This is a genomic window from Variovorax sp. 01N429 (assembly GCF_056399425.1).
This window is the reverse complement of sequence record NZ_JBFTRG010000019.1, coordinates 93,766-114,595: the sequence shown is the minus strand read 5'-3', so window position 1 is coordinate 114,595 and position 20,830 is coordinate 93,766. Positions and strand designations below refer to the sequence as shown.

At 63.7% G+C, this 20,830-nt stretch carries 16 protein-coding genes and 1 pseudogene; 11 read left to right on the top strand and 6 right to left on the bottom strand.

All coding sequences use genetic code 11. The features are described 5' to 3' along the window. Nucleotides 1-783: 783 nt before the first annotated feature. Nucleotides 784-1,077, top strand: a complete 294-nt coding sequence (locus tag AC1DSF_RS25745) for a hypothetical protein (RefSeq protein ID WP_478128130.1) — start codon at nucleotides 784-786, stop codon at nucleotides 1,075-1,077. Here the strand turns inward: AC1DSF_RS25745 and AC1DSF_RS25740 are convergent. After that, a complete protein-coding gene (locus AC1DSF_RS25740) occupies nucleotides 1,074-1,958 on the bottom strand; it encodes an AraC family transcriptional regulator (protein WP_478128129.1) in 885 nt (294 codons plus the stop codon). The two genes, AC1DSF_RS25745 and AC1DSF_RS25740, sit on opposite strands and share 4 nt — an antisense overlap. Nucleotides 1,959-2,330: 372 nt before the next feature. On the opposite strand from AC1DSF_RS25740, the gene AC1DSF_RS25735 reads away from it, so the two are divergent. From AC1DSF_RS25735 to AC1DSF_RS25720, 4 genes and pseudogenes are all read left to right on the top strand, one after another. Further along, nucleotides 2,331-2,903: a ferritin-like domain-containing protein gene (locus AC1DSF_RS25735; protein WP_478128128.1), complete on the top strand. Its 573-nt coding sequence runs from the start codon at nucleotides 2,331-2,333 to the stop codon at nucleotides 2,901-2,903. Nucleotides 2,904-2,908: 5 nt separating this feature from the next. Beyond that, the gene (locus AC1DSF_RS25730) at nucleotides 2,909-3,319 is read left to right on the top strand and encodes a c-type cytochrome (RefSeq protein WP_478128127.1); all 411 of its coding nucleotides are present in this window, start codon (nucleotides 2,909-2,911) and stop codon (nucleotides 3,317-3,319) included. Nucleotides 3,320-3,459: 140 nt separating this feature from the next. Then, nucleotides 3,460-4,284, top strand: a pseudogene (locus AC1DSF_RS25725) (isocitrate lyase/PEP mutase family protein); the annotation flags it as partial. A 260-nt stretch (nucleotides 4,285-4,544) separates the two neighbouring features. Beyond that, nucleotides 4,545-4,991, top strand: coding sequence for a hypothetical protein (locus AC1DSF_RS25720; RefSeq protein WP_478128126.1), 447 nt, complete (start codon nucleotides 4,545-4,547; stop codon nucleotides 4,989-4,991). 7 nt (nucleotides 4,992-4,998) lie between these two features. On the opposite strand, the gene AC1DSF_RS25715 is transcribed toward AC1DSF_RS25720, so the two are convergent. After that, entirely contained in the window at nucleotides 4,999-5,748 is a 750-nt protein-coding gene (locus AC1DSF_RS25715) for an FAD-binding oxidoreductase (protein WP_478128125.1), read from the bottom strand. After that, nucleotides 5,738-6,346, bottom strand: a complete 609-nt coding sequence (locus AC1DSF_RS25710) for a sulfite oxidase-like oxidoreductase (RefSeq protein WP_478128124.1) — start codon at nucleotides 6,344-6,346, stop codon at nucleotides 5,738-5,740. The genes AC1DSF_RS25715 and AC1DSF_RS25710 overlap by 11 nt, the downstream gene beginning before the upstream one ends. Before the next feature lie 329 nt (nucleotides 6,347-6,675). Here AC1DSF_RS25710 and msrA point away from each other — a divergent pair, with 329 nt between their 5' ends. Genes msrA through AC1DSF_RS25695 form a run of 3 tightly spaced genes read left to right on the top strand, consistent with a single transcriptional unit; the run spans nucleotide 6,676 to nucleotide 9,487 of the window. Further along, nucleotides 6,676-7,185 carry a peptide-methionine (S)-S-oxide reductase MsrA gene (gene msrA / locus AC1DSF_RS25705; RefSeq protein WP_478128123.1) on the top strand — a complete coding sequence of 170 codons (510 nt, stop codon included), beginning with the start codon at nucleotides 6,676-6,678 and terminating at the stop codon, nucleotides 7,183-7,185. Between the two features lie 59 nt (nucleotides 7,186-7,244). Further along, a complete protein-coding gene (locus tag AC1DSF_RS25700) occupies nucleotides 7,245-8,162 on the top strand; it encodes an NADP-dependent oxidoreductase (RefSeq protein WP_478128122.1) in 918 nt (305 codons plus the stop codon). Between the two features lie 23 nt (nucleotides 8,163-8,185). Next, the gene (locus tag AC1DSF_RS25695; protein WP_478128121.1) at nucleotides 8,186-9,487 is read left to right on the top strand and encodes an MFS transporter; all 1,302 of its coding nucleotides are present in this window, start codon (nucleotides 8,186-8,188) and stop codon (nucleotides 9,485-9,487) included. Here AC1DSF_RS25695 and AC1DSF_RS25690 read toward each other — a convergent pair. Then, nucleotides 9,456-11,249, bottom strand: a complete 1,794-nt coding sequence (locus AC1DSF_RS25690) for a glutamine--tRNA ligase/YqeY domain fusion protein (protein WP_478128120.1) — start codon at nucleotides 11,247-11,249, stop codon at nucleotides 9,456-9,458. The genes AC1DSF_RS25695 and AC1DSF_RS25690 overlap by 32 nt on opposite strands. A 404-nt stretch (nucleotides 11,250-11,653) precedes the next feature. On the opposite strand from AC1DSF_RS25690, the gene AC1DSF_RS25685 reads away from it, so the two are divergent. The 3 genes from AC1DSF_RS25685 to AC1DSF_RS25675 all read left to right on the top strand — a co-directional run bounded on the left by AC1DSF_RS25685 (nucleotide 11,654) and on the right by AC1DSF_RS25675 (nucleotide 15,417). After that, nucleotides 11,654-12,190, top strand: a complete 537-nt coding sequence (locus AC1DSF_RS25685; protein WP_478128119.1) for a peroxiredoxin-like family protein — start codon at nucleotides 11,654-11,656, stop codon at nucleotides 12,188-12,190. A gap of 100 nt (nucleotides 12,191-12,290) precedes the next feature. Further along, entirely contained in the window at nucleotides 12,291-13,976 is a 1,686-nt protein-coding gene (locus tag AC1DSF_RS25680; protein ID WP_478128118.1) for an ATP-binding protein, read from the top strand. Then, nucleotides 13,945-15,417 (top strand): phage terminase large subunit family protein, encoded by a 1,473-nt coding sequence (locus AC1DSF_RS25675; protein ID WP_478128117.1) that lies wholly within the window; start codon nucleotides 13,945-13,947, stop codon nucleotides 15,415-15,417. Before AC1DSF_RS25680 ends, AC1DSF_RS25675 begins: the two co-directional genes overlap by 32 nt. Here AC1DSF_RS25675 and AC1DSF_RS25670 read toward each other — a convergent pair. Continuing rightward, nucleotides 15,414-15,632: a hypothetical protein gene (locus AC1DSF_RS25670; RefSeq protein WP_478128116.1), complete on the bottom strand. Its 219-nt coding sequence runs from the start codon at nucleotides 15,630-15,632 to the stop codon at nucleotides 15,414-15,416. The two genes, AC1DSF_RS25675 and AC1DSF_RS25670, sit on opposite strands and share 4 nt — an antisense overlap. Nucleotides 15,633-16,230: 598 nt before the next feature. Next, nucleotides 16,231-20,073: an NACHT domain-containing protein gene (locus tag AC1DSF_RS25665; RefSeq protein WP_478183684.1), complete on the bottom strand. Its 3,843-nt coding sequence runs from the start codon at nucleotides 20,071-20,073 to the stop codon at nucleotides 16,231-16,233. Nucleotides 20,074-20,830: the final 757 nt, after the last annotated feature.

The window sequence follows — 20,830 nt, the reverse complement described above, 5'->3', positions numbered from 1 at the left end:
GATGCAGGGTCCATCCCTGCCTCCATCGCTCCCACATCAATGCCTTCTGGCTGTCCGTGTAGTAGGTTCGCGTCCGGTAAGCCATCTGCAACACTCCTTCTGCCTACGGCAGTCATCAGTGGGTTGCATCGACCGGTTGAATCCGCAACTGGTTGCGGTCCTTCGATCCAGCCAGGCTTTGAGACCGCTTCGTTCCGAGTAGCGGGCAAGCCGAGCGTCGCCGCAGCTCTTCGTGGTCCACTCCTTGTTTGATGATTGAGGAATTCGGCCGTCCTCGCCATTTCATTCAGAAAGCGCGAGTCGGATCACGTCCTGCAACTCCAAGAAGCTTGGGACCACCTTAGTACGAACTGGCATGTCGGCATCCCTGATGGCCACAGCCGCGAAGCCATCTGCGCGGAAAACATCGACGTAGGGAAGATAGAGGCAGTGACATACATCTCCAAAATCACTGGTTCTTGCCTTGCGCCTCTGGGTCGGATCGAGCGATGTGCGCCGAAATGCTTGCGTCGCAACGCTGGCGTGCACATGAGGCCCGGTGAAGTGTTCCAGGACGGCGCAGCATTCGCCGCACCTTCGAGGCCTGCGCTGTGGAGCGACTTCACAAGGCCGTGCGCAAAGCCAGCAGACAGTCGGTCGAAGATTTCATTGAACATCTTTCTCGTGGCGACTTCAGGCTGGCCGCGGCTCAGTTCCGCCTCGTACAGGAGGCGCAGTTCCTCTGCCGTGTCGCTCAGATTGCGCCTTACTTTTCGCCGTTGAATCTCAACCACGCAGACAGCTTTGAAGTCGATTCTCATTGGTTCGCGTGCCACTGAGCAAACTGCTCTAGGTTCGACACGGCTTCCGGAAGAGCACAACAAGCGCGTAGTTTCATGGCAAGCGAAGGCACGCAAGTTCGGCGCGGGCCTGGGCAACGGCGAGGACGTCGAAGAGGCCAGGCTGGAAGTGGTGCGTGGTGTCGACGACGTGATCGAGTCGTTCAGCGAGTACGTCGCCGGCATCGCCACCGGCAAGGAGCTCGACGTGGTCTCGCAGAATGGAGTGCAAAAGGCGCTCGGGAGGCATCATCCCTAGGCGGGATCGATGCGACGCACCTCGGACGGTTCGATCCCATAACTCCTTCGAAACGCCTTGACGAAGCTGCTGCGACTGGCATAACCCGCGTTGCGGGCGACTGCTTCGATTGGCAAGCCGCTCGCCTTGAGCTGGGACATCGCCTGCCGCAATCGCAGCGCCCGAAGGACCTGCATCGGCGGCTTTCCGATGGTGTCCGTGAATCGGGCCACGAAGGCAGAGCGACTGAGACAAGCCAGATGGGCAAGGCTGTGGAGCGAGTGGTCGTCCCCCGGGCGCATGGCCATCGCGGCGAAGGCGCGCGCAACCAGGGGATCACTGATGACCGAGAAGCGCTCCACCCATGCGTTCATCGAAACAAGTGACCTGCGCAAGAGCAGGACGATGACCTGCTTCAACAAGGCGGCACTCATGGCGCCGCTTCCGATCTCCTGCGCGACGAGCTCGTTGATCGCTGCTTGCAGTTTGACATCCACCTGATCTTCGGCACTGAACTGCTCGAAGATCGGTTCCGTCAACCCGCCGAAGAGGTCCGTGCACGCGCCATAGGTGGCGTGAAAGTAACCGCAGACAAGAACCAGCGAAGGGTCGCCATTTCCTGCCGTGACCTTCCGGATTGCGTCCGGTGACCTGTTTTGCACTCGACCGTTGATCGACAGCAAGCCGGAAAAGCCGTTGGTCCCTTCAACCTCTATGCGGAACAGTGACTTCGGCGGAACGACGATCAGCGTGTGCGGCATCAATGGGATGGGGTCCCCGTTATCCACCACGGCCCGACCGTTGCCGACCAGGTTGTAGTGGATTCCCGGCGCGTTCACGCCGCCCAATTCCAGGCTGTATCCCATGCTGACCAAGCACTCGGTGAGGGCCACAAAGTTCACCTCCAGAGTTCCGAGAAGGCTCTCGAGATCAGCGGGAGAAGCGCGTAGGACAGGATGTTCGTGCAAGCTCAGGCTCCAGGTGACGCTGTGAAGAAACGCGTCCCGAACCCGGATGGTACGAAATCGCTGAGTTCCGGCGCGGAAACACGCTCGGCGCAATTCGCAGCGGCGAGTCCGTGTCCTGAAGTCCTGCAAATGCACCACCGCATCCGTTTCAACGCCTTCTTCCGGTCCTTGGCGTGAGATGACCGCTAGAGTGAATCGGCAGGCGGGTGCGACATTGGCGCACGCGCGAAACCGAGTGGACGCAGTCATGGGAACTGCGGACCCGAGCACCACGGAAACTTTCAATTCACCGAAGGAACGCCAGCTATGTCTTCACCCCTGAACCAGCCGATCGCGCAGGAGCCGCGCCGGGCATTCCTCGGCCTGGCGGGCCTGGGTCTCATTGCCGCATCCACTCCCGCGATGGCGGCCGGGCGCAAGTCGAACGACGCATCCAGGGACGTGTCGGTCATGCAGACGGCCCTCGCACTGGAACACGAAGGCATCGCCGCATATCGGCTCGCTGGCGGCAGCGGCCTGCTCAAGCCCGGCACCCTCAAGATCGCGAAGGTGTTCATGGGGCACCACGAGCAGCACCGGGACTCGCTGGCCGCGCTCATTGCCAAGGCGGGGGGCACGCCGGTCCAGCCGCAGGCGGACGGCCATTACGTGGAGTCGCTCAACCTGGGATCGCTCAAGACCGAGGGCGATGTGGTGGCTCTCGCGACCAAGCTCGAGCAGGGAGCGGCGAGCGCCTATGTCGGCCAAGTCGCGGCGCTGCGCGACCCCAAGCTGGCGCAGCTTTTCAGCAGCCTCGCGGCCGACGAAGCAGTGCACTGGGCGACCCTGAACAACGCGCAGGGGCTGGAGATCCGCCCCCGGGCCTACCTGTTCGGCTGAACCGCATGCGAACCAGTCCCTTGCCGGTGGCCGGCACGATGGCGCTCCTGGCCGTCCTTGGCGCACTGCCGCTATCCGTGGCGGCGCAGGTCGTCGAAAGCGCAAGCGCGGGCGCGACGCTGTTCGAAAGCAGGTGCGCAGCCTGTCATTCACTCGACGCGAGCCGCGTGGGCCCGATGCTGCGCGGCGTCGTGGGCCGCGAGGTGGCCTCTGTTGCCGGCTACACGTACTCGGGCGCCCTCAAGCGCGTGAACGGACGCTGGGATGCGCGGCGCCTGGAGATGTGGTTGCGGGACCCGCAATCGGTCGCTCCGGGTACTGCGATGGCGTTTTCCCTCGCTTCGGCGGCCGATCGCCAGGCGGTGATTCACTACCTTGCGTCCACGAGTTCGCCGACCGATGCCGTTAAGCGATGACGGCAGAGAATGCATCTTCGCTTCCCGATAACCGACTCGGTCGCCCTTCACGCGATCGCGCCCAGGGCGGGGGCCAGACCTTGCCGCTGGGGAGCATTGGCGCCTTCGTCTTCCGCAGAGAGCTATTCAGGAGCAATTCCATGTCATCCCAACCCGCCGACATTGCCCAACGTCGCCGCGCCTTTCGTGAACTGCATCAGTCCGGATGCTTCGTCATGCCGAATCCCTGGGACCGGGGCAGTGCACGCTACCTGCAGGCTTTGGGGTTCAAGGCCTTGGGAACCACCAGTGCAGGCGCAGCCTGGTCACGAGCACGCGCGGACGGGAATCTGTCTCTGGACGATGTGCTCGAGCACCTGCAGGACATCGTCGATGCGACGGCCATCCCCGTCAACGCCGACTTCGAATCTGGCTTCGCGCAAAGTGCAGCCGGACTCGCCGACAACCTTCGCAAGGCCGTAGACACCGGGGTCGCTGGCATCTCGCTCGAGGACGCCAGCGGCATTCCTTCGAATCCCGTGCGGGACATCGGCTCCTCTGTCGCACGGCTGCGGGCGGCGCGTGCCGTGCTCGACGAGCACGGGCCCGATGCACCGCTTTTGATCGGACGCGCGGAGAACTTCTCGGTCGGGAACCCCAACCTGGAGGACACCATCCTGCGCGTGCGGGCCTATGCCGAAGCAGGCGCCGACGTCCTCTACGCCCCCGGAATCACGAGGCGCGAGGACATCGCGGCGCTCGTGAATGCCGTGCACCCCAAGCCATTGAACGTGCTCGTCGGGCCAGACACGGCCTTGACCTTCGACGAGATTGCATCTCTCGGCGTGCGGCGCATCAGCGTAGGAGCGGCGCTCGCGCGCAGCGCTTGGGGTGGTTTCATGCGCGCCGCGCGGTCGATCGCCGAAAACGGCCGCTTCGACTTTGGCAAGCCCGCAAGCGGCAAGGAGCTGAACTCGTTCTTCAAGCTCAGTACGGAAACGCCCTCCTCCGTGACGGCGAACATCTTGGGACGCGTGGAGTTTCGCCTGGGAGAAGGTCCGCTCCTGGAGATCCGGAAGGGCTCGGTCGAGATCACATTCTCCTCAGGTGACGCCGTGTTTACGTGGTCGGATGGCAACTGGCGAGAGGAGGCGGCCATGCCGTTTGCGAATTTCTGCCGGTACGTCTCCGACGGAGCCATCGTCCTGGCGGAAACCTGAGCGCCCGCACCTATCGAAAGCAGACCATGTTGAGCAAGACTTCCCTTCAGACGACCATCAGGAACCTCCAGGAGGCGCAATTGCGGCAGTCGCGCGACGCTTATGCGGCCTACCTCGCCGCGGCGAGGCGCGATCGCACGGAACCCGTTGACCAGGACCAGGCATCGCAGGAATTCGGCAATGCCGAACTGGCGGAGTACTTCGAGGGGCCGACGCGAACCTACGAGGCCGCGCTGAAACGCCTGCAGTCCATCGACTTCGGGCCGAAGTCGCGCGTGGAGGAGGGCGCTGCCGTCCAGGTCGACGGCCGTTGGTACGTCATAGGCGTTGCGAGCCAGGCATTCGAGTGCGACGGCGTGACGTACATGGGAATTTCCACGGACGCGCCCATCTACAAGGCTCTCGCAGGCGCGGCCGCTGGCGATGTCGTCGCATTCCGCGGGCGCGACTGGAAGATCCGGGCGGTTGCCTGAGGCTGGATCAGGCGCCTCCGTATCGCTCCGTCTTTACTGCCTCCGCTGGTACCCCCAGCCGCACGAGGGCAGTGGCCGCCGTTTCCACGAATTCGGTGGCCCCGCAGATGAAGCACGCCAGTTCCTGGCGGTCGCTCCTGGAGTCAAGCACCGCGGCCAGCATTTCCATGTCGATGCGTCGGCCGAAGTCGCCGGGCCGCCGCGCCGGCTCTCTGGTCGTCGTTGCGACAAAGGAGAAGCTCGAGTCGCTCGCCGCCAGGCTCTCCAGTTCCGCCGCGAACGCGATGTGCGACCACTTCCTGGCGCTGTACAGGAGCAGCGCCGGAGCTGCCGGGTCCGGCGCTGCAGACCGATGCCGGACCATCGACATCAGCGGTGCGATGCCCGAGCCGCCCGCGATGAGGGCGATGGGCTGGCGATCCGAAGGCGTCCACGTGAAATGTCCGCCGACAGGGCCGCGAATCTCGAGCGTGTCGCCAGGCTGGAGTTCGTCCGCGATGAACGGGGACACCTCTCCGCCGGGCAGGCGCTCGACCAGGAACTCCAGCGCCGAACTGCCGGGAGCGGACGCGATCGAGTAGCTGCGCCGCGCCTCGTACCCGTCTTCGGCGACGAGACGGATGTCCACGTGTTGGCCTGCCACGTATTCGCCGATGGTGTTCTCCAGCAGCAGGCTGACGGCGTCAGGGGTGGCAAGGCGCTTCGCCCGAACCGTCGCCGGCGACCAGTGCAGGCGAGTCGTCGGGCTAACGGTCACCGGAGTACCGTTGCTCTTTCCACGGATCGCCCCGCATGTGATAGCCGCGCAGTTCCCAGAATCCTGCTTCGTCACGCTCGGTGAATTTCAAGCCATTGCACCACTTGGCGCTCTTCCAGAAATACAGGTGCGGAACCAGCAGGCGCGAAGGGCCTCCGTGCTGCACAGACAGGGGGCGCCCTCCGTACACGGTCGCCACCATCGCCTTCCCGCCCACCAGATCCGCAGTGGGAACGTTGGTCGTGTAGCCGCCGTAGCACTCGGCCAGAACGAATGATGTCAGCTCCCCGACACCCGCCTCCTTCAAGAGATGGTCGATGGACACCCCCTCCCAGGCCATATCGAACTTCGACCATGAGGTGACGCAGTGGATGTCGCCTGTCCAAGTGGTGCGAGGCAGCTGGCTGAATTCCAGCCATGACCAGCTGGCGATCGGCCTGGAGCCCTGCTTCAGCGTGAACCTCCAGTCGCCCAGATCGATCTGCGGTGTCGGGGTCGCCGACAGAACCGGAAAGTCCTGAGTCGCGTGCTGTCCCGGCGGCAAGCGTGCAGCGGTTTCGGGATCGACGCGACGGCCGGTAAAGCCTCTGGTTGCCACGGGGGAGCTCCTTCTTTGGTCTGACTGCGCGAGTGAGCAGAGTCCCATCGTAGCGACCGAGGACCGGCCGGCCTAGATGCCGGAGACGCGTTGCAACGTTTTCCGGACTCCGGAGCACTCGATCTGCGCCTCCACGCGATCGCGCCGAAGTTTCGATATCACTCGAGGACGGGTTGACACGTTTGCCGGATGCGGAGGCTGATGGCGTGGCGGAGAATTCTCCCTGGCGCAGGAGAATGGCGACCCCGAACTTGTGGATCGTCGAGGGTCCGAAGATGCGGCCAGTAAAGGTTAATCATGATCAAGTTTTGCAGCGAAGAGGAGACGCCATGACCACGGAACGCGCGATTCTTGCCGGCGGCTGCTTCTGGGGGATGCAGCAGCTGTTCCGGCGCCGTGACGGCGTCATAACAACTCGGGTGGGGTATTCAGGCGGGGACGTCGCCAACGCCACGTACCGCAACCATGGCACACACGCCGAAGCCATCGAAGTCATCTTCGATCCCAAAAGACTTGGGTTTCGCGATCTGCTGGAGTTCTTCTTCCAGGTTCACGATCCCTCGACCCGGAACCGGCAGGGTAACGACACCGGCACGAGCTACCGGTCTGCCATCTTCTACACCAGCGAGGAGCAGAAGCGCATCGCGCACGAAACCATCGCCGAAGTGGATGCGACCGGCCTGTGGCCTGGAAAGATCGTGACTGAGGTGGTGCCGGCGGGTGATTTCTGGGAAGCAGAGCCGGAACATCAAGACTATCTGGAGCGCAGGCCGAACGGCTACACCTGCCATTACATCCGGCCGGATTGGGTGCTTCCTGCGACGAAGGCGGAGCGCTAGGGAGCTCAACAGATGGGTTGCCTGCGGTGCAGGCGAACACGCAACATGAAAGGTAGACCATGAAGGCAATCACAGTCTCGGACCAGGCCGTGGGAATGGCCGGAATGAAACTGGCGGAGCGGCCCGAGCCGCAGGCATCGATCAACGACGTCGTCGTTCAGGTGCATGCGTCGGGATTCGTCAACACCGAACTGAGTTGGCCTTCGACCTGGGCCGACCGCATCGGCCGCGACCGGACGCCGACGATCCCCGGGCACGAGTTGGCCGGAGTGGTCACATCCCTCGGTTACGGCACGACGGGTCTGTCGGTCGGGCAGCGTGTGTTGGGCCTCACGGACTGGTACCGCGACGGCACCCTCGCGGAGTTCGTGGCCGTCGAGGCACGCAACCTCGCACCGCTGCCGGGCGACGTCGACTTCACCGTCGGCGCGAGCCTGCCGATTTCCGGCCTGACTGCGTGGCAGGGCCTGCACGAGCACGGCCGCCTTCGTTCGGGGCAGAGTGTCATTGCGCATGGTGCAGCAGGCGCGGTCGGATCGATGGTGACGCAACTCGCGCGCGAGTTCGGTGCTTACGTCATCGGCACCGGACGCGCCGCCGACCGCCAGGCTGCGCTCGATTTCGGAGCCAACGAGTTTGTCGACCTCGACAGCGAGGCGCTGGAAGACGTGGGCCGAGTCGACCTGGTGTTCGACCTGATTGGCGGCGAGATCGGGAAGCGGTCGGCGCGCCTGCTTCGGGCCGGAGGGACGCTGGTGTCCATCGTAGGGCCGTCGGAGGTGAGACCCGCCGACGGTGTGGCGATCGACTTCGTCGTCGAGTCCGATCGCGCCCAACTGCATGAGATCGTGCAGCGTGTGCGGGATGGGCGACTGCGGACGAACATCGGCACCGTCGCGTCCCTCGACGATGCCGTCGCGGCCTTCAGTCCAACCATGCGACGCCCGGGGAAGACGATCATCCGCGTCCGCCCGTGATGGCTCCGGAAGGACAAGCGAGTTTGCGCTCCTCGTCGATGGCCGGTGAAGTCGCCGGGACGGTGGCACGAGACACCAACCCGGCTCACTGGCGCGGAATGCTCCGGCTGGCATTCTTTTCCGCGGCGCTTTCCCTCGTGGTCTCCTTTGCCGCGGTGGCCGCTCCGATCCCGCTGTACAACATCTACCGAGCCGAGGACGGGTTCACCAACGCGGGCATTTCGATGGCTGTCGTCGTGTATGCCATCGGAACCATCGCCGCGCTGCTGGTCCTGGGACGACTGTCCAATCACGTGGGTCGCCGGCGCACTGCGATGGCCAGTCTCGGCGTGATCCTGCTTGGCTGCCTGGTCTTGCTGGAGGTGCACGACGTCGGCACCCTGCTGGCTGGCCGGTTCCTGGTGGGCATGGGGACCGGTTTGGCCAGCAGCAGCCTGAGCGCCTACATCGTCGACGCCGCTCCGAGCAAGCCCGAATGGCTGGCCACTGTTGCCTCGAGCCAGGGGCCGATGCTTGGCCTCGCCGTCGGCGCCATCGGCTCCGGCGCGCTCGTCCAGTTAGGCCCCTGGCCACGCGACCTGATCTACCTGGTTTGCGTCTGCCTTCTCCTGCTGTCTGCTGTTCTCATCGCCATCAGCCCGGAAACGGCAGCCCCGACGCCGGGCGCATGGCGATCGCTTCTACCGCGGGTTCGCGTACCGTCCCGAGTGAGGCACCTGCTCGCCGTGGCGGCAGCCGTTTTCCTCGCCACCTGGGCGACCGGGGCCTTCTACCAGGCGTTCGTGCCTGCCCTGGTGGAAGACCAACTCCACACCCGCAGTCCGCTCATCCTCGGACTCGTGTTCGCCGCCTACATGACCCCCAGTGTTCTCGGCGCTCCCCTCGGCGGCCGGTTTACATCTGCGGCCGCCCAGCGCATCGGCATGATCACCTTCCTGGCCGGATTGACGGGCGTCATCGCGGCCATCGCGGCTGGCACATTGACGTTGTTCATCATCGCAACCGTTGTTGCGGGCGCCGGGCAAGGCATCGCCATCAGCGCGGCTACCCGAGGCCTGCTGCAAGGCAGCCCCGTGGCGGAGCGCGCGCCGATCTTCAGCACGATCTATTTGCTCTGCTATGGTGCCGCTGCCTTTCCCAGCCTCATCTCGGGCCGGCTGTCCAACACCTTCTCGCTGCCGCAGATCGCCCTCGGGTACGGCGGACTCGCCATTGCCGCCACCGTGTTTACGGTCCTCGGCGCACGCAATCCGCACACCGACACCACCGTGGACGCCGGACCCCGCCTGCTCCCTAGCCGGCGAACGTCTCCCTCAGAGTCGTGATCCTGTTGAAGACCAGCTTGCCCTGACCCGGCGCATGGTCCTCCCTGTCCGCTACGAAGTAGCCGATGCGCTCGAACTGGAAACGCTCTTCGCGCGTCGCCTGGCGAAGCAACGGCTCGACGTACGCCGTGACGCGCCGGACACTGGCGGGATGGAGTTCGGCCAGGAAGCCGCGGTGCCCGGCGTCGGGTCGCGGAACAGCGAAGAGTCGGTCATACAGGCGCACTTCCGCCTCTACGCCATCGGCGACGCTCACCCAGGTGATGGTTCCCTTGACCTTGATGGCGGCCGCACCCGGCGTGCCGCTTTTGGTCTCCGGTAGTACCTCTGCGTGGATCTCGGCCAGCGCTCCGTCGGCCATTCTCACCGCACCGGTGCATCGCACGACGTACCCGGACTTCAGCCGCACGACATTGCCGGGAAACAGGCGATGGAAGCCGGGACTCGGTGACTCGGCGTAATCAGCGCGCTCCACCCACAACTCGCGCCCGAAGGAGAACGTGCGTTCGCCGCGCTCCGGTGCCTTGGGATGGATCGATGCCGAGCAGGATTCCAGATGACCCGCGCCCATGACCTCGTCCCAGTTGGTAACGACCAGGCGAACGGGGTCCAACACTGCCATGGCGCGAGCGGCCGTGGGCTCCAGGTCGTCCCGCAAGGCACCTTCGAGGACGGAGTAGTCGATCCAACTTTGCTCCTTGCTCACGCCGATGCGTTCCGCGAAGAGCTGGAGCGCGCCCGGTGTGTAGCCGCGGCGTCGCAAACCCACGATCGTGGGCATCCGGGGATCATCCCAGCCTGCCACGTGACCTTCGTCGACCAGCTGCTTGAGCTTGCGCTTGCTGGTCACCACGTAGGTCAGGTTCAGCCGGGCGAACTCGTATTGGCGCGGCGGCGGCGTGTTGATGAGGCCGCCCTGCGCCAGATGGGACAGCAGCCAGTCGTAGAACGGCCGCTGATCCTCGAATTCCAGCGTGGCGATGCTGTGGGTGATGTTCTCCAGCGCGTCTTCAATAGGATGCGCGAAGGCGTACATCGGGTAGATGCACCACTTGTCGCCGGTGTTGTGATGGTGCGCGTACTTGATACGGTAGAGGGCGGGGTCCCGCAGGTTGATGTTGGCGCTCGCCATGTCGATCCTGGCTCGCAGGATCGCCGCTCCCTCCGGTAGCTTTCCGTCGCGCATCTCGCGGAAGCGGTGCAGGCTTTCCGCGGGGCTGCGCTCCCGGTACGGGCTGTCAACACCCGGACGGGCGAAATCGCCACGATGGATGCGCAGCTGCTCCGCATCCTGTTCATCGACGTACGCGAGCCCCGCCTCGATCAGGTATTCGGCAGCGCGATACATGAAATCGAAGTAGTCGCTGGCCTGGTAGAGGTGCCGGGTGCCGCCTGCCTCCCAATCAAAACCGAGCCATCGCACGACATCCTTGATGCCCTCGACGAACTCGAGCTCTTCCTTCTCGGGATTCGTGTCGTCGAAGCGCAGGTGACAGGCGCCTTGGTAGTCTCGCGCCAGGCCGAAATTCACGTTGATGCTCTTGGCATGCCCGATGTGCAGGTAGCCGTTGGGCTCCGGCGGGAACCGGGTGCGAATCCGGGCCCAGTCCGGCGGGCCGCCGGCGTGATGGCGGGCCTCTCCAGGACTGCCTGCCCAGCGGCGAGACGCATAAGTGCGACTCGCGATGTCGCGGTCAATCGCCTGCCGGAGGAAGTTGCCCGAAGCGGCCGGCCCAGGCGCGGAAGTGGACGAACGTGGCAAGGTCGTTACCCGAAGAAATGCGTTCTTTGTCGCGTACCAGCCGAAGGGCGGGCCCGGCTCGGCTGGACCCAATGACTACCGGGTCCCATTGCTCAGGCTGCAAGCGGTGACTCCCGTCGTCCGAGTACCAGCGCTCAATGTAGCGCGTACCTCCGCGAGAACACTCGGCATGCGCCGCTCATGGACCACGGCGCGACGATCGGATGCTTGAACCGGACTCCTGGACACATCGCCAGCCGCACGGTGTTCCGGCGCCTGCCTTCTACGAGTATGTGGACCAGGGCGGCTCGACAAGTGACGGGGGCTCGGCGAAGGAACTGGACTCGCCGACACGAAATCCGGACCGCCGGGAATGCTTGGCGCGAAACAATCCCATCCACTTCCACTTGACCAGGCCCTGTGCCATGCTCGTTCCACGCCAAGCCGCACCGCAACTCATCGTCGACACCGTCGCCCACGGTTCTTTCGATCTTGCCCGGGAAGAGCCTCGGAGCATGACGCTCGTCTGCTTCTATCGTGGCCTGCACTGCCCCATCTGCACGAACTACCTTAAGGAACTGGAGCGGCTGACGCCGGCCTTCGAGGAGCGCGGCGTGAGTACGATCGCCATCAGCTCCGACGGCGAAGCGCGTGCGAGGGAAATGTCGCACAAGATCCGGGCGTCGCAGCTCCGCGTCGGGTACGGTCTGCCACTGGCGGTGGCGCGCGACTGGGGCCTGTACATCTCCGAGTCCCGCGGGAGGACATCCATCGGCATCGAGGAACCTCCGCTCTTCTCGGAACCCGGCGTATTCCTGATTCGGCCCGATCGTACTGTCTACTATCTTTCCGTCCAGTCGATGCCGTTCGTGCGGCCCCCCTTCGGCGAGATGATCCAGGCCCTGGACTTCGTCGTGAAGAACGACTACCCGGCGCGCGGCGAGTACATTGGCCCGCTCTGACCCGGCCCGGCAAGCGCAAGTGGTCCGCGCTCGCGCGGGGGAAATCAATCTGCCGGCGCCGTCAGCTAGTATCACGGCACTCTAGTTTCACCTCGATGGCATGTTGTCCCGCTCGGTAGCACTCCGCATTCTCTCGGGGCTGGCCGTCCTCGCTGCCATCGTTCTTGTCACCTTTGCCGCCTGGTGGTCGACGCTGCCCATGCGTAATGCGGCGCTTGAGAACGCGCGCCGAGGGACACAGCAAGAGACACTCGGCCTTGCGGAGCAATTCTCCGCGGTCACGCGCAGCGCCATTTCCAGCCTGAACGCCGTCTCGATCTCGATGGAAGCGCACGGGGGGCCGCGCGGTCTCGCAGCCTCGGAGGTGAGCGCGGAACTAAAGCGCGCAGCCGGTGACTCTGTCGGCACGCAAGCGATGTTCGTGATCGATTCGACCGGGACAGTCATGGCGAGCGTTGGCATGTCAAAAACTCGGGAAGGTCAGTCGGTGCGAGGCCGCCCAGTCGTCGCCTATCACCTCAGCCATCCGATGGATCTTGGAATTCATATCGACCATGCCAAGTATTCGGAGATGACCGGTGGTTGGGTTCTGCCCATTTCCCGCGTCATTGCGTCGAGCGACGGAAAGATGTTGGGCGTGGTCGGCGTGGCGATCAACCTCTCTTACATGCGAGACCTTTACGAGAAGCTGGGAAATTTGCGGGAGGCCAGCTTTTCGATCCTTTCGCGCAATGGGGAGGTCATTTTCCGTCACCCCTTCATCGAAGGAGTCATTGGGGTGCACCGTAGTCCGATCCACGAGGACGGCTCATACGAATCCACGAGCGAACTTGATGGTGTTACGCGGATCCTCAGCTACCGAAAACTCGAAGGCGTTGATGTCGTGATGCGTGTTGGCTTTCCTCTAGATCAAGTAGTTGCACCATGGCGTGACTTCGCCCAAGAACGTGTGACCTGGACGGCGTCGTGCCTGAGCTTGTTTGCTGCTCTGTGCTATGCAGGCTGGTTTGTTTACCAGAGAGATAGCCGCCAGTTGCGCGCTGTGGAGGAAGGCTTCGGAAGGAAGGAAAGCGAACTGCGCCAGGAAATTGATCAGATAGAAGACTTTTCCATCTCGCTGTCGCAAAAATTTTCGACCCCGCTCGGTCAGCTGCGCAACATCCTGCAAGCTCACCCCGAGAAGGTGGCGGCGTTGGGCGAGGACGCGTGCGAGGATGTCCTTGCGTCCGCGATCAAGATGGAAGGACTCGCACAAGACGTGGGAGCCCTGGGGCTTGCGCGAAAGGCCGCCGTCAAGCGGCAGGATCTCGACGTGACGTTGATGGCACATGAAATCGTGCGGTCGCTGCGGGCCGCAAATCCGACCCGCTTGGTCGACGTTCGCGTTCAGGAGCAGATGTACGCGACGGCAGATGCCAGACTCCTAAAGGTGGTGCTGTCCAACCTCATTGGCAACGCATGGAAGTTCACGGCGCTCACGCAGGCGGCCATCATCGAGGTCGGGGCGCGGGCGGGACTGACCGAAACGATCTTCTTCGTGCGCGACAACGGCCCCGGTTTTGATCCGGGTGACGCGAAGTGGATCTTCAAGCCATTCCATCGACTTCCGACTTCAGCGGAGTTTGAGGGACAGGGCATCGGCCTCACGGCCGCTCAGCGGATCATCGAACGCCACGGCGGGCGCATCTGGGCCAAGGGCAGAGTAGGCAAGGGCGCCGCGTTCTTCTTTACTGTCCAGCCGGAGCTGGCGATCAATGGCGAAACCTTCAGGCACGCACGCCCGTAGGAGGTGGTACGCGCTGAGCTTCGCGCAGATGTACGTGAAGACGCGCCTGAACCCGATCATCACGGGGTCGCCTTTCCTGCGGCAGGCGGTGAAGAGCGGCGACGGCTCGGATTCGGCCGAGGTCAAGCAGCTGGGCGCCGGCGGGTTCCTCTACTTCCGCGGCGCTTCGAGCGACACCGCGGCGATCTCGGTGGCAGCGGACGCCGTCATTTACGACGAGTACGACTTCGCCAATCAGGAGATCGCGGGCCAGTTCCAGTCGCGCCTCACCCACTCGCAGCACAAGATCCAGACCTTTCTCTCGACGCCGAGCGTTCCAGGCGGCCCGATCGACCTTGCCTTCCGCGACTCGCGCCGGCACTGGAACTTCGTCAAGTGCCACCACTGCGGCCACCGCTTCTGCCCGGACTACCTGGCGCACGTCAAGATCCCCGGCTACGACGACCTGAGCAAGCTCACCAAGGCCAAGCTCGCGCACGTGCGCTATCAGGAGGCGGTGCTGCTGTGCCCGCACTGCGGCAAGATGCCCAGCCTGCAGCCCGAGAACCGCGAGTGGGTGGTGGAGAACTCGCTGGAGAAGCACCTGGCCGCCGGCTATCAGGTGCAGCCCTTCGACGCGCCGAACATCATCGAGATCCCGTACCTCGTGCGCGCGAGCACCAGCTACGCGCGCTGGGCCGACTTCGTGAACTTCAACCTGGGCCTGCCGGCCGAGGACGCCGACTCGGGTCTGACCCCCGACGACGTCGACCGCATGCTCGTCGAGATGGAGTCGAGCCCTTTGACGACCCACGTGATCGGCTCGGACATGGGTCTCATCTGCCGCCTCTTCGTTGCCGGAGTGACGACCGAAGGCCAGATGATCATCGTGCACACCGAGCAGATCCCGATCGGCGACTTCCGCCGCCGCTACCCGGAGCTGGCGCGCCAGTACCGCGTGACCGCCAAGGTGCTTGACGCCCAGCCCTACGTGGAGACGCTGCTGCACCTGCAGGAGACCGACCGCAACCTCTTCGCCGCGTACTTCGTGACACGCAAGGGCCTGAACGTCTACGACACGACGAGCCGCGAGGAGAACGAGAAAGAGGGCAAGACCGCCCTGCGCCAGGTCTCGGTCAACAAGCACGCGGCGCTGGACGTGCTGCTCGAGGGGATTCGCAGCGGCAACATCCTCATCAAGAAGACGCCGGACGCGCCGGACATCAAGGCGCAGCTGATCGCCTCCAAGCGCGCGCAGAAGGTGACCGAGGACGGCAAGATCTCGCTGTGGATGAAGCCCTCGAACGGCGACGACCACTTCCACTACGCGCTGCTGTACACGTGGCTTGCTGCGCAGATCCGTGGCGCCGTTATCCGCGGCGCCGGCGTGCCGCCGCTGGTGACCAGCTTCAAGGTGAAGCAGCCGGCGCCGGCACCCGCCAGGGGCACCGGAATGCGCTAGTTACTACGCGGCTCGAAGACTGGTCCGTCGAGGAGCTTGGGGAGCATGAGCCCGATCAGGCTCTTTGCGAGATAGCTGTTGGACGCGTCGCAGATGAAGTCCTTGTCAGCTTCATCGATGTCGCCGCTCGGGTATGGCGAGGCACTGTGGGTCAGCTTGCCATCTTCCCACTGGTATGTTGGGAAGTATTGAGGTCTGTCACGGTTAATCAACATCTGTCGGGAAATTCCATCCGATCACTGGTCGGTTACAACTGCCGAAACCTCAAATCCCCTGGGCCGCTGACAGCAGCATGGTCGGTCAGTGCGGCGGCGGTCAAGAAGGTGCGATCACCATCAGGTCGCTGGTGTGATTGAGACAGCGGTCAAGCAAGCGCTCTCCCGGCCGAATTGCTTGAGAGCTGAAGTTTGTGAAGTTTGGACGTGGCGGCGCGTTCAACGGAGCGGTCGAGCGCAGGCCGCTCTAATTGTGATAATCAGCCGCTGCGGCAGGAAGTTCCATTTTCTGCTTGCGCGCTACGCGAGAGATCTCAGACTTTGAGATGGAAGCGATGTTGCTCATGCCGCGCATTTGGCCCTGAGAAGGTGCGAGTCGACACCGAATGGATGCCCGAGTAAGACTGGACCCAGTCACTCGAGATCGAGGGCCTGAACGGCAGCTATGGCAATCACCGGTCGTTCGGAGAACGTAACCTCGAGCGACGGGCGCACCTTCGTCCACTGTCGCTCGACCATGGCGGACCGAGTGACGGTTGGCGATCGACTACTTGCGATCGAAGTGATCTGCCGTAGCCGCAGCGAATCCCCGCGCCATTCACTTCTTACCCGACGACAGATCAAGGACGAACACGTCGATGAAGGGTCGGCGCCCCTCCGGGATGAGAGCAATGATCGACTCACGCATTTGCTCGGGCGACAACGGGGGCGCGACACCGAAGGGGGCCGGTTTCAATCGCCGGCCCGTGGCGGAGGGCACGTCGCCGAACCACAGGACGCAATAAATTCCACGACCCTCCGAGCGCCAATCGATCAGGTATTGCGCCGCTAATTGCGAATTGGCCGCATCCCAAACGTCGGGATGCCATTGGCCCTTGACCTCCATCGGCAGCTGCTTGGGGCCGCGCGCGAAAGCGAGGTCGGCCCGTTTCGATTGAGGCATGTCCGCCTCGGTCATGCGACTGACGCCATAGGAGTCGAAAAGCGGGCCTTGGATGAGAGCCGCAAGACGGTCGCGACAGCGGTTCTCGTCGCGAGGGATGTTCTGATCGGTCCAAAAATCTCGAACTTGGTCAAGGTCGTCGGCCAACAAGACCTTCTGCGCTTCGGCCAGCTCCTCCCCGACCACCGATCGCAGGTCATCAATGTTGGATGGCGCGCCGGAGGTCAAAATCGCGGAGAGCTCGGCTGGTAGGAGCGGCGCGAAGCTCTCTTCGGCTCGCTTCTGCGACTGCTCGGCGGCGAAGTGCCGGAACGCATCGGAGTAGGTGTCGCTCGGCATCGCTACGAGCTTGGCCATGAGCTGGGCGGCCTGATCCGACGTGTTGCCGGCGATTGCGGAGGCCAAGCCAACAAGAAAGTCCGTCGCGTCAAACGCGTTCTTGTCGCCACTGCTGGGACCTGAGATGGTGGTGTGGGGAAATGCGCTCCGGAACTCGGAAACGATCCAAGCGAAGACCCCGAGGCCGGCGTCGACAAGAGGGCCTCGCCGCTTCGTCTGCAGTCGGTCGCGCAAATGCCACAGGAATTGAGGATGGTCGCGGCCGACGTTCGCCAACTCGGGACGGACCTCTTCGAACCGATACGCGACGTCGATCGCCAGCCAAGCGAGCGCTTGGTCGTCGTCCCGGTAGATGCCCGCGTCGCGAGCCTTGGCCACCTCGACGATCGTGCAAACCCCCCCCGTGCGAGACAGCGCGTCCACAAGGTCCATTTCGGCGTCCACCAGCATCTCCGGGTAACCGAGAAGCCATTCGCGCGCGAGCGATGCCATGGCGTCGTTCCACAACGGCATGCGCTCGATCACCCCTAGCTCATGATGCGGCGAGAGGCGGGCATTGAAATACGGCTCGATCCAAGAGCGCAGCAGAGCGCGCTTGTCGGCGAGTTGCCGTGCGGCGGCCTGTTCGAGTGCGACGCGCAGATGATCGTTGTCGTCGTCTCTGGAAAGTCCACGCTGCTGCATGCAGATGAGAAGCGCCTTCTTCAGCGTGTCGGTGGATACTCCCGAGAACCCTTGGCCGATGCGATGTCTTCGGAGCAAGCCGGCAACAAGCGGGTAGGCGACGTGCCAAATCTTGCCCTGCACGTGGCTGTCCGCGATTTGCTGCAGGGTTGGCAGATCCGACTTGTGAAGCGTCGCCTCGAAGCCGGCGGCAAACTCTTTTGCGAGTTGCTCGTTGAAGACTGCGACTATCCGCTCCTCTGGCGGCATCTTCTCTTGGGTTCGCGCGGCGATCAGAACTCCCAGGTAAAACTTCGCGGGATTGCACGTCGCGTCAAGGTCGCCCGCCTTGATCTTCGGAACGATCGCTGTGAACTCGGCAATCGCTTGTTGATGGGCCGCCTCGTCGCGCGCGCGCCGGGCTGCGTCTTCCGCCTCCTGTCGAATCTTCCACGGAGGCTTTGACGGATGCGTGGCGCGGCGGATGGCCGCGCGTTCTTTGAGCCGGAAAGCGGGGAAGGTCCGAGCCGCCGCCAGCACTTCCCGGTTGTCCCTTCCGGTCCTGACGCCTAGCGAGACAAGGTCGCTCCAATCGGACCTCGCGCGCCGCGAGCGCGATCGCTTCGCAGCCACCTCGCGCAGGAAGTAGGCCACGTCCTCCGCATTGCGGGCAAGGCCAATGCCTCGCAAGTGCATATGGTGGTCTGCTTGCCACAGCGTTTTCGATTTGAGGGCGGTCCGCATCCCGTATCGCTGGATAGGGTGTCGCAACTCGTCGCGCCCATCGAACGCGTCACGGATTTGCTCCAGAGTTTCCCTGTCGGCGGAGGACTGCTCGTTGATCTGACCGAGCCAAGCCCAAACGGACGGCGCGTCCCTGAGCTCGATAGTGCCGCCTCGCAGCGCTCGCAAGAGCAGCAGCGCGAGGATCTCGGATAGGTCGCGCCGGGAGTCGTGGTCTTCGGTCGCCCTCGGCGGAACACGCGAAGAGATGCCGCGGAGCAGCGTCTTCGAGCGCGACGGGGTCAGCTCAGAGACGAGCGTTTCGAACCGACGGAACCTGATGGGTTGACGTTCGCTCGCGCGAGGGAACTGCGACACCTGCAGGCCGATCTCTGCCAGCAGCGTCGACGCGAGGAGATCGTCGGCCACGTCGTAGCCGAGCATCTCAATGAGTCGGCCGGCTAGACGCGCGGAGTCTTCGCTGGCTTGGTCCACCAGCGCCTGCGCGGCAGTCTGCCAGAATGGCCGACTGCGGTGCGCAAACACCGCTATCAAGGCCTCCTCGCGTTCGCCGTAGTAGCGCGCGTCATCGAGGACGAGTTTCTCGAGGATGGCTGAAAGGGACAAGGCGAGCGGCGTGTCCTTGATCGCTTCTAGCAGCAAGGTTCGAAGATGGAAGTTCGATCCCGCGTCGGCCAGGATCGCGTCAATCCGAGGCGCGAGAGAAGCCTGGGCAAGTCCTTTCGCCGAGCGGGCGTCCCAGTCTTGCGCGCGGAAATATGGGTCCGCGCGCGCTAAGCGCTCTAGGGCGTTGAGCAGGGCTGCGGCCTGAGCTGCGTCGAGAACGGCCGTCTCTCCGTAGCGAAGCAAGCCGAAGGGGTCGGCCGCGATGACGCGCGCCGAGAGGTAGGGACTATGGAACGCGAGCCAGGCATGCAGACCTCGCAAGCTCGACGGAACCGCACCGCCGCCGTGAGATTGGGCGAGAAGTCGACGCCTGCTGAGGCTGGTCGTCGCCTGAGCGGCAAGCCACCGAGCGCCCAGAAATTCCGCGATGACGCGGTGAATGGGCGCGGCGCGGCCCACCCCGACACTTTTAAAAAGCTTGGAAGCGACGACGGAGCGCGCGTCGGCGCCGCCGGGCAAATTCTCCAAGTCGCCGATCCAAACCTCACCCTCCTGACGTTCCGCGATTCCGCCCAGCCTGATTGCATCGACGCCGCCGAAGATCATCGCCGCCATGCACGCGCCAGCCGACGACAGGGCCTGCTCTTGACCGATCTGTGCCAATTGCGTGTTTTGGCCAGCGTCGTTCTCCTCACGCCAAATCAGCTCGCAGACGTGTCCGAAGAGCTCGGCTCGTGTGGCAGGCCGCGACTTCCCGCTGTCGGCGACGCGGCCGAGCAGGCTCAGGGTCAACGGATTTCGGTAGAGGTCCGAGAGGCCTTGCTCGTCCAACCCGTCCAAGACGGGGTCGACGGAGCTCGTGAATCTGCGCGACGACCAGAACGCGCGGGCCTCCTCGCGCGTGAATTCCTCGATCGAGACCACAAGCGGCTCGGCCCCGTAGATCTCCTTGAAGCTGCGGAGCGAACGCGATTGCCACTCCCGAGAGCGGCACGAGAGGACGAACCTAGGGCAGCCAGCATCTTCAAGCTGAGCGAGAACCCGGTCTAGCGCGTCGTTCTCGTCACGCGCGATCGCTTCGTCCAAGCCATCGATCAGCAACGGGCACCCTGAGGTCACATAGCTCCCCGGACTCTTGCTCAGCATGAATCTCGGAGCCGACACTGGCGCCACGCCGCCAGCTCGACCAAGCTCGCCAATGAGCTCGCTTTTGCCCATACCTGGCTCGCCGAGAACGACTACGGATCGCTCGAGGCCCAACAGGTTCGAGTCTAGGATCTCGCGTTCCGAAGCCTCGTCGAGGATGCGCAACTTGCGCCGGAAATAGGGAGTCTCGATGGGTTCGACGCCCTCGCCGCCGGACACATCAACGCTGTCGATATGTTGCGCGAGAGCGCTGCGTTCCGTAGCGCGCCGCTTACGAAATCGAGATCGATCTAGGATGGTCACGCGAGGCCTCATTGCACGCTCGCGCACTCAGGGTCAGTGGTTTGATTGCGAGCAAATCGATTTGAGGGTGCCCACCAGCTTACGCAAAGAGTCCACGTGGAAACGAGGATGAGTTTCAGGCGCTTGAGATGAGAGGTCGTCATGCCGGTTCAAGGCGAGCTGGCGCGGAGGGTTAATAGAACCACCCCGCGGCGAAGGCGAGACTGGAGCCTGAGTTTAATGACTCGCGATGGCTTGCATGCTAGAAGTAGGTGATCAGCGAGAAGCTACTGACGAGTTCCGCCACGAAGCTACTTGGCCAGCCCTAAAGAACCGGGTGCGACACCGGCCTTGATCACGTCCTCATGCAAAGGCAATTTGCTCTACGCAGCTTCCCCAAGAGCAGGTAATGGGCGTCCGAATAGCGCTGGTGACCCGACGTTCGACGATGAGCCCGGGTACTTCCGCTATCGGG

Bases quoted from the DNA above. Each gene is read 5' to 3' on its own strand.
- AC1DSF_RS25730 (WP_478128127.1), top strand. From the start codon at position 2,909: ATGCGAACCAGTCCCTTGCCGGTGGCCGGCACGATGGCGCTCCTGGCC.
- AC1DSF_RS25720 (WP_478128126.1), top strand. From the start codon at position 4,545: ATGTTGAGCAAGACTTCCCTTCAGACGACCATCAGGAACCTCCAGGAG.
- AC1DSF_RS25735 (WP_478128128.1), top strand. From the start codon at position 2,331: ATGTCTTCACCCCTGAACCAGCCGATCGCGCAGGAGCCGCGCCGGGCA.
- AC1DSF_RS25700 (WP_478128122.1), top strand. From the start codon at position 7,245: ATGAAGGCAATCACAGTCTCGGACCAGGCCGTGGGAATGGCCGGAATG.
- AC1DSF_RS25670 (WP_478128116.1), bottom strand. From the start codon at position 15,632: ATGTTGATTAACCGTGACAGACCTCAATACTTCCCAACATACCAGTGG.
- msrA (WP_478128123.1), top strand. From the start codon at position 6,676: ATGACCACGGAACGCGCGATTCTTGCCGGCGGCTGCTTCTGGGGGATG.
- AC1DSF_RS25675 (WP_478128117.1), top strand. From the start codon at position 13,945: ATGGCGAAACCTTCAGGCACGCACGCCCGTAGGAGGTGGTACGCGCTG.
- AC1DSF_RS25685 (WP_478128119.1), top strand. From the start codon at position 11,654: ATGCTCGTTCCACGCCAAGCCGCACCGCAACTCATCGTCGACACCGTC.
- AC1DSF_RS25665 (WP_478183684.1), bottom strand. From the start codon at position 20,073: ATGCTGAGCAAGAGTCCGGGGAGCTATGTGACCTCAGGGTGCCCGTTG.
- AC1DSF_RS25680 (WP_478128118.1), top strand. From the start codon at position 12,291: ATGTTGTCCCGCTCGGTAGCACTCCGCATTCTCTCGGGGCTGGCCGTC.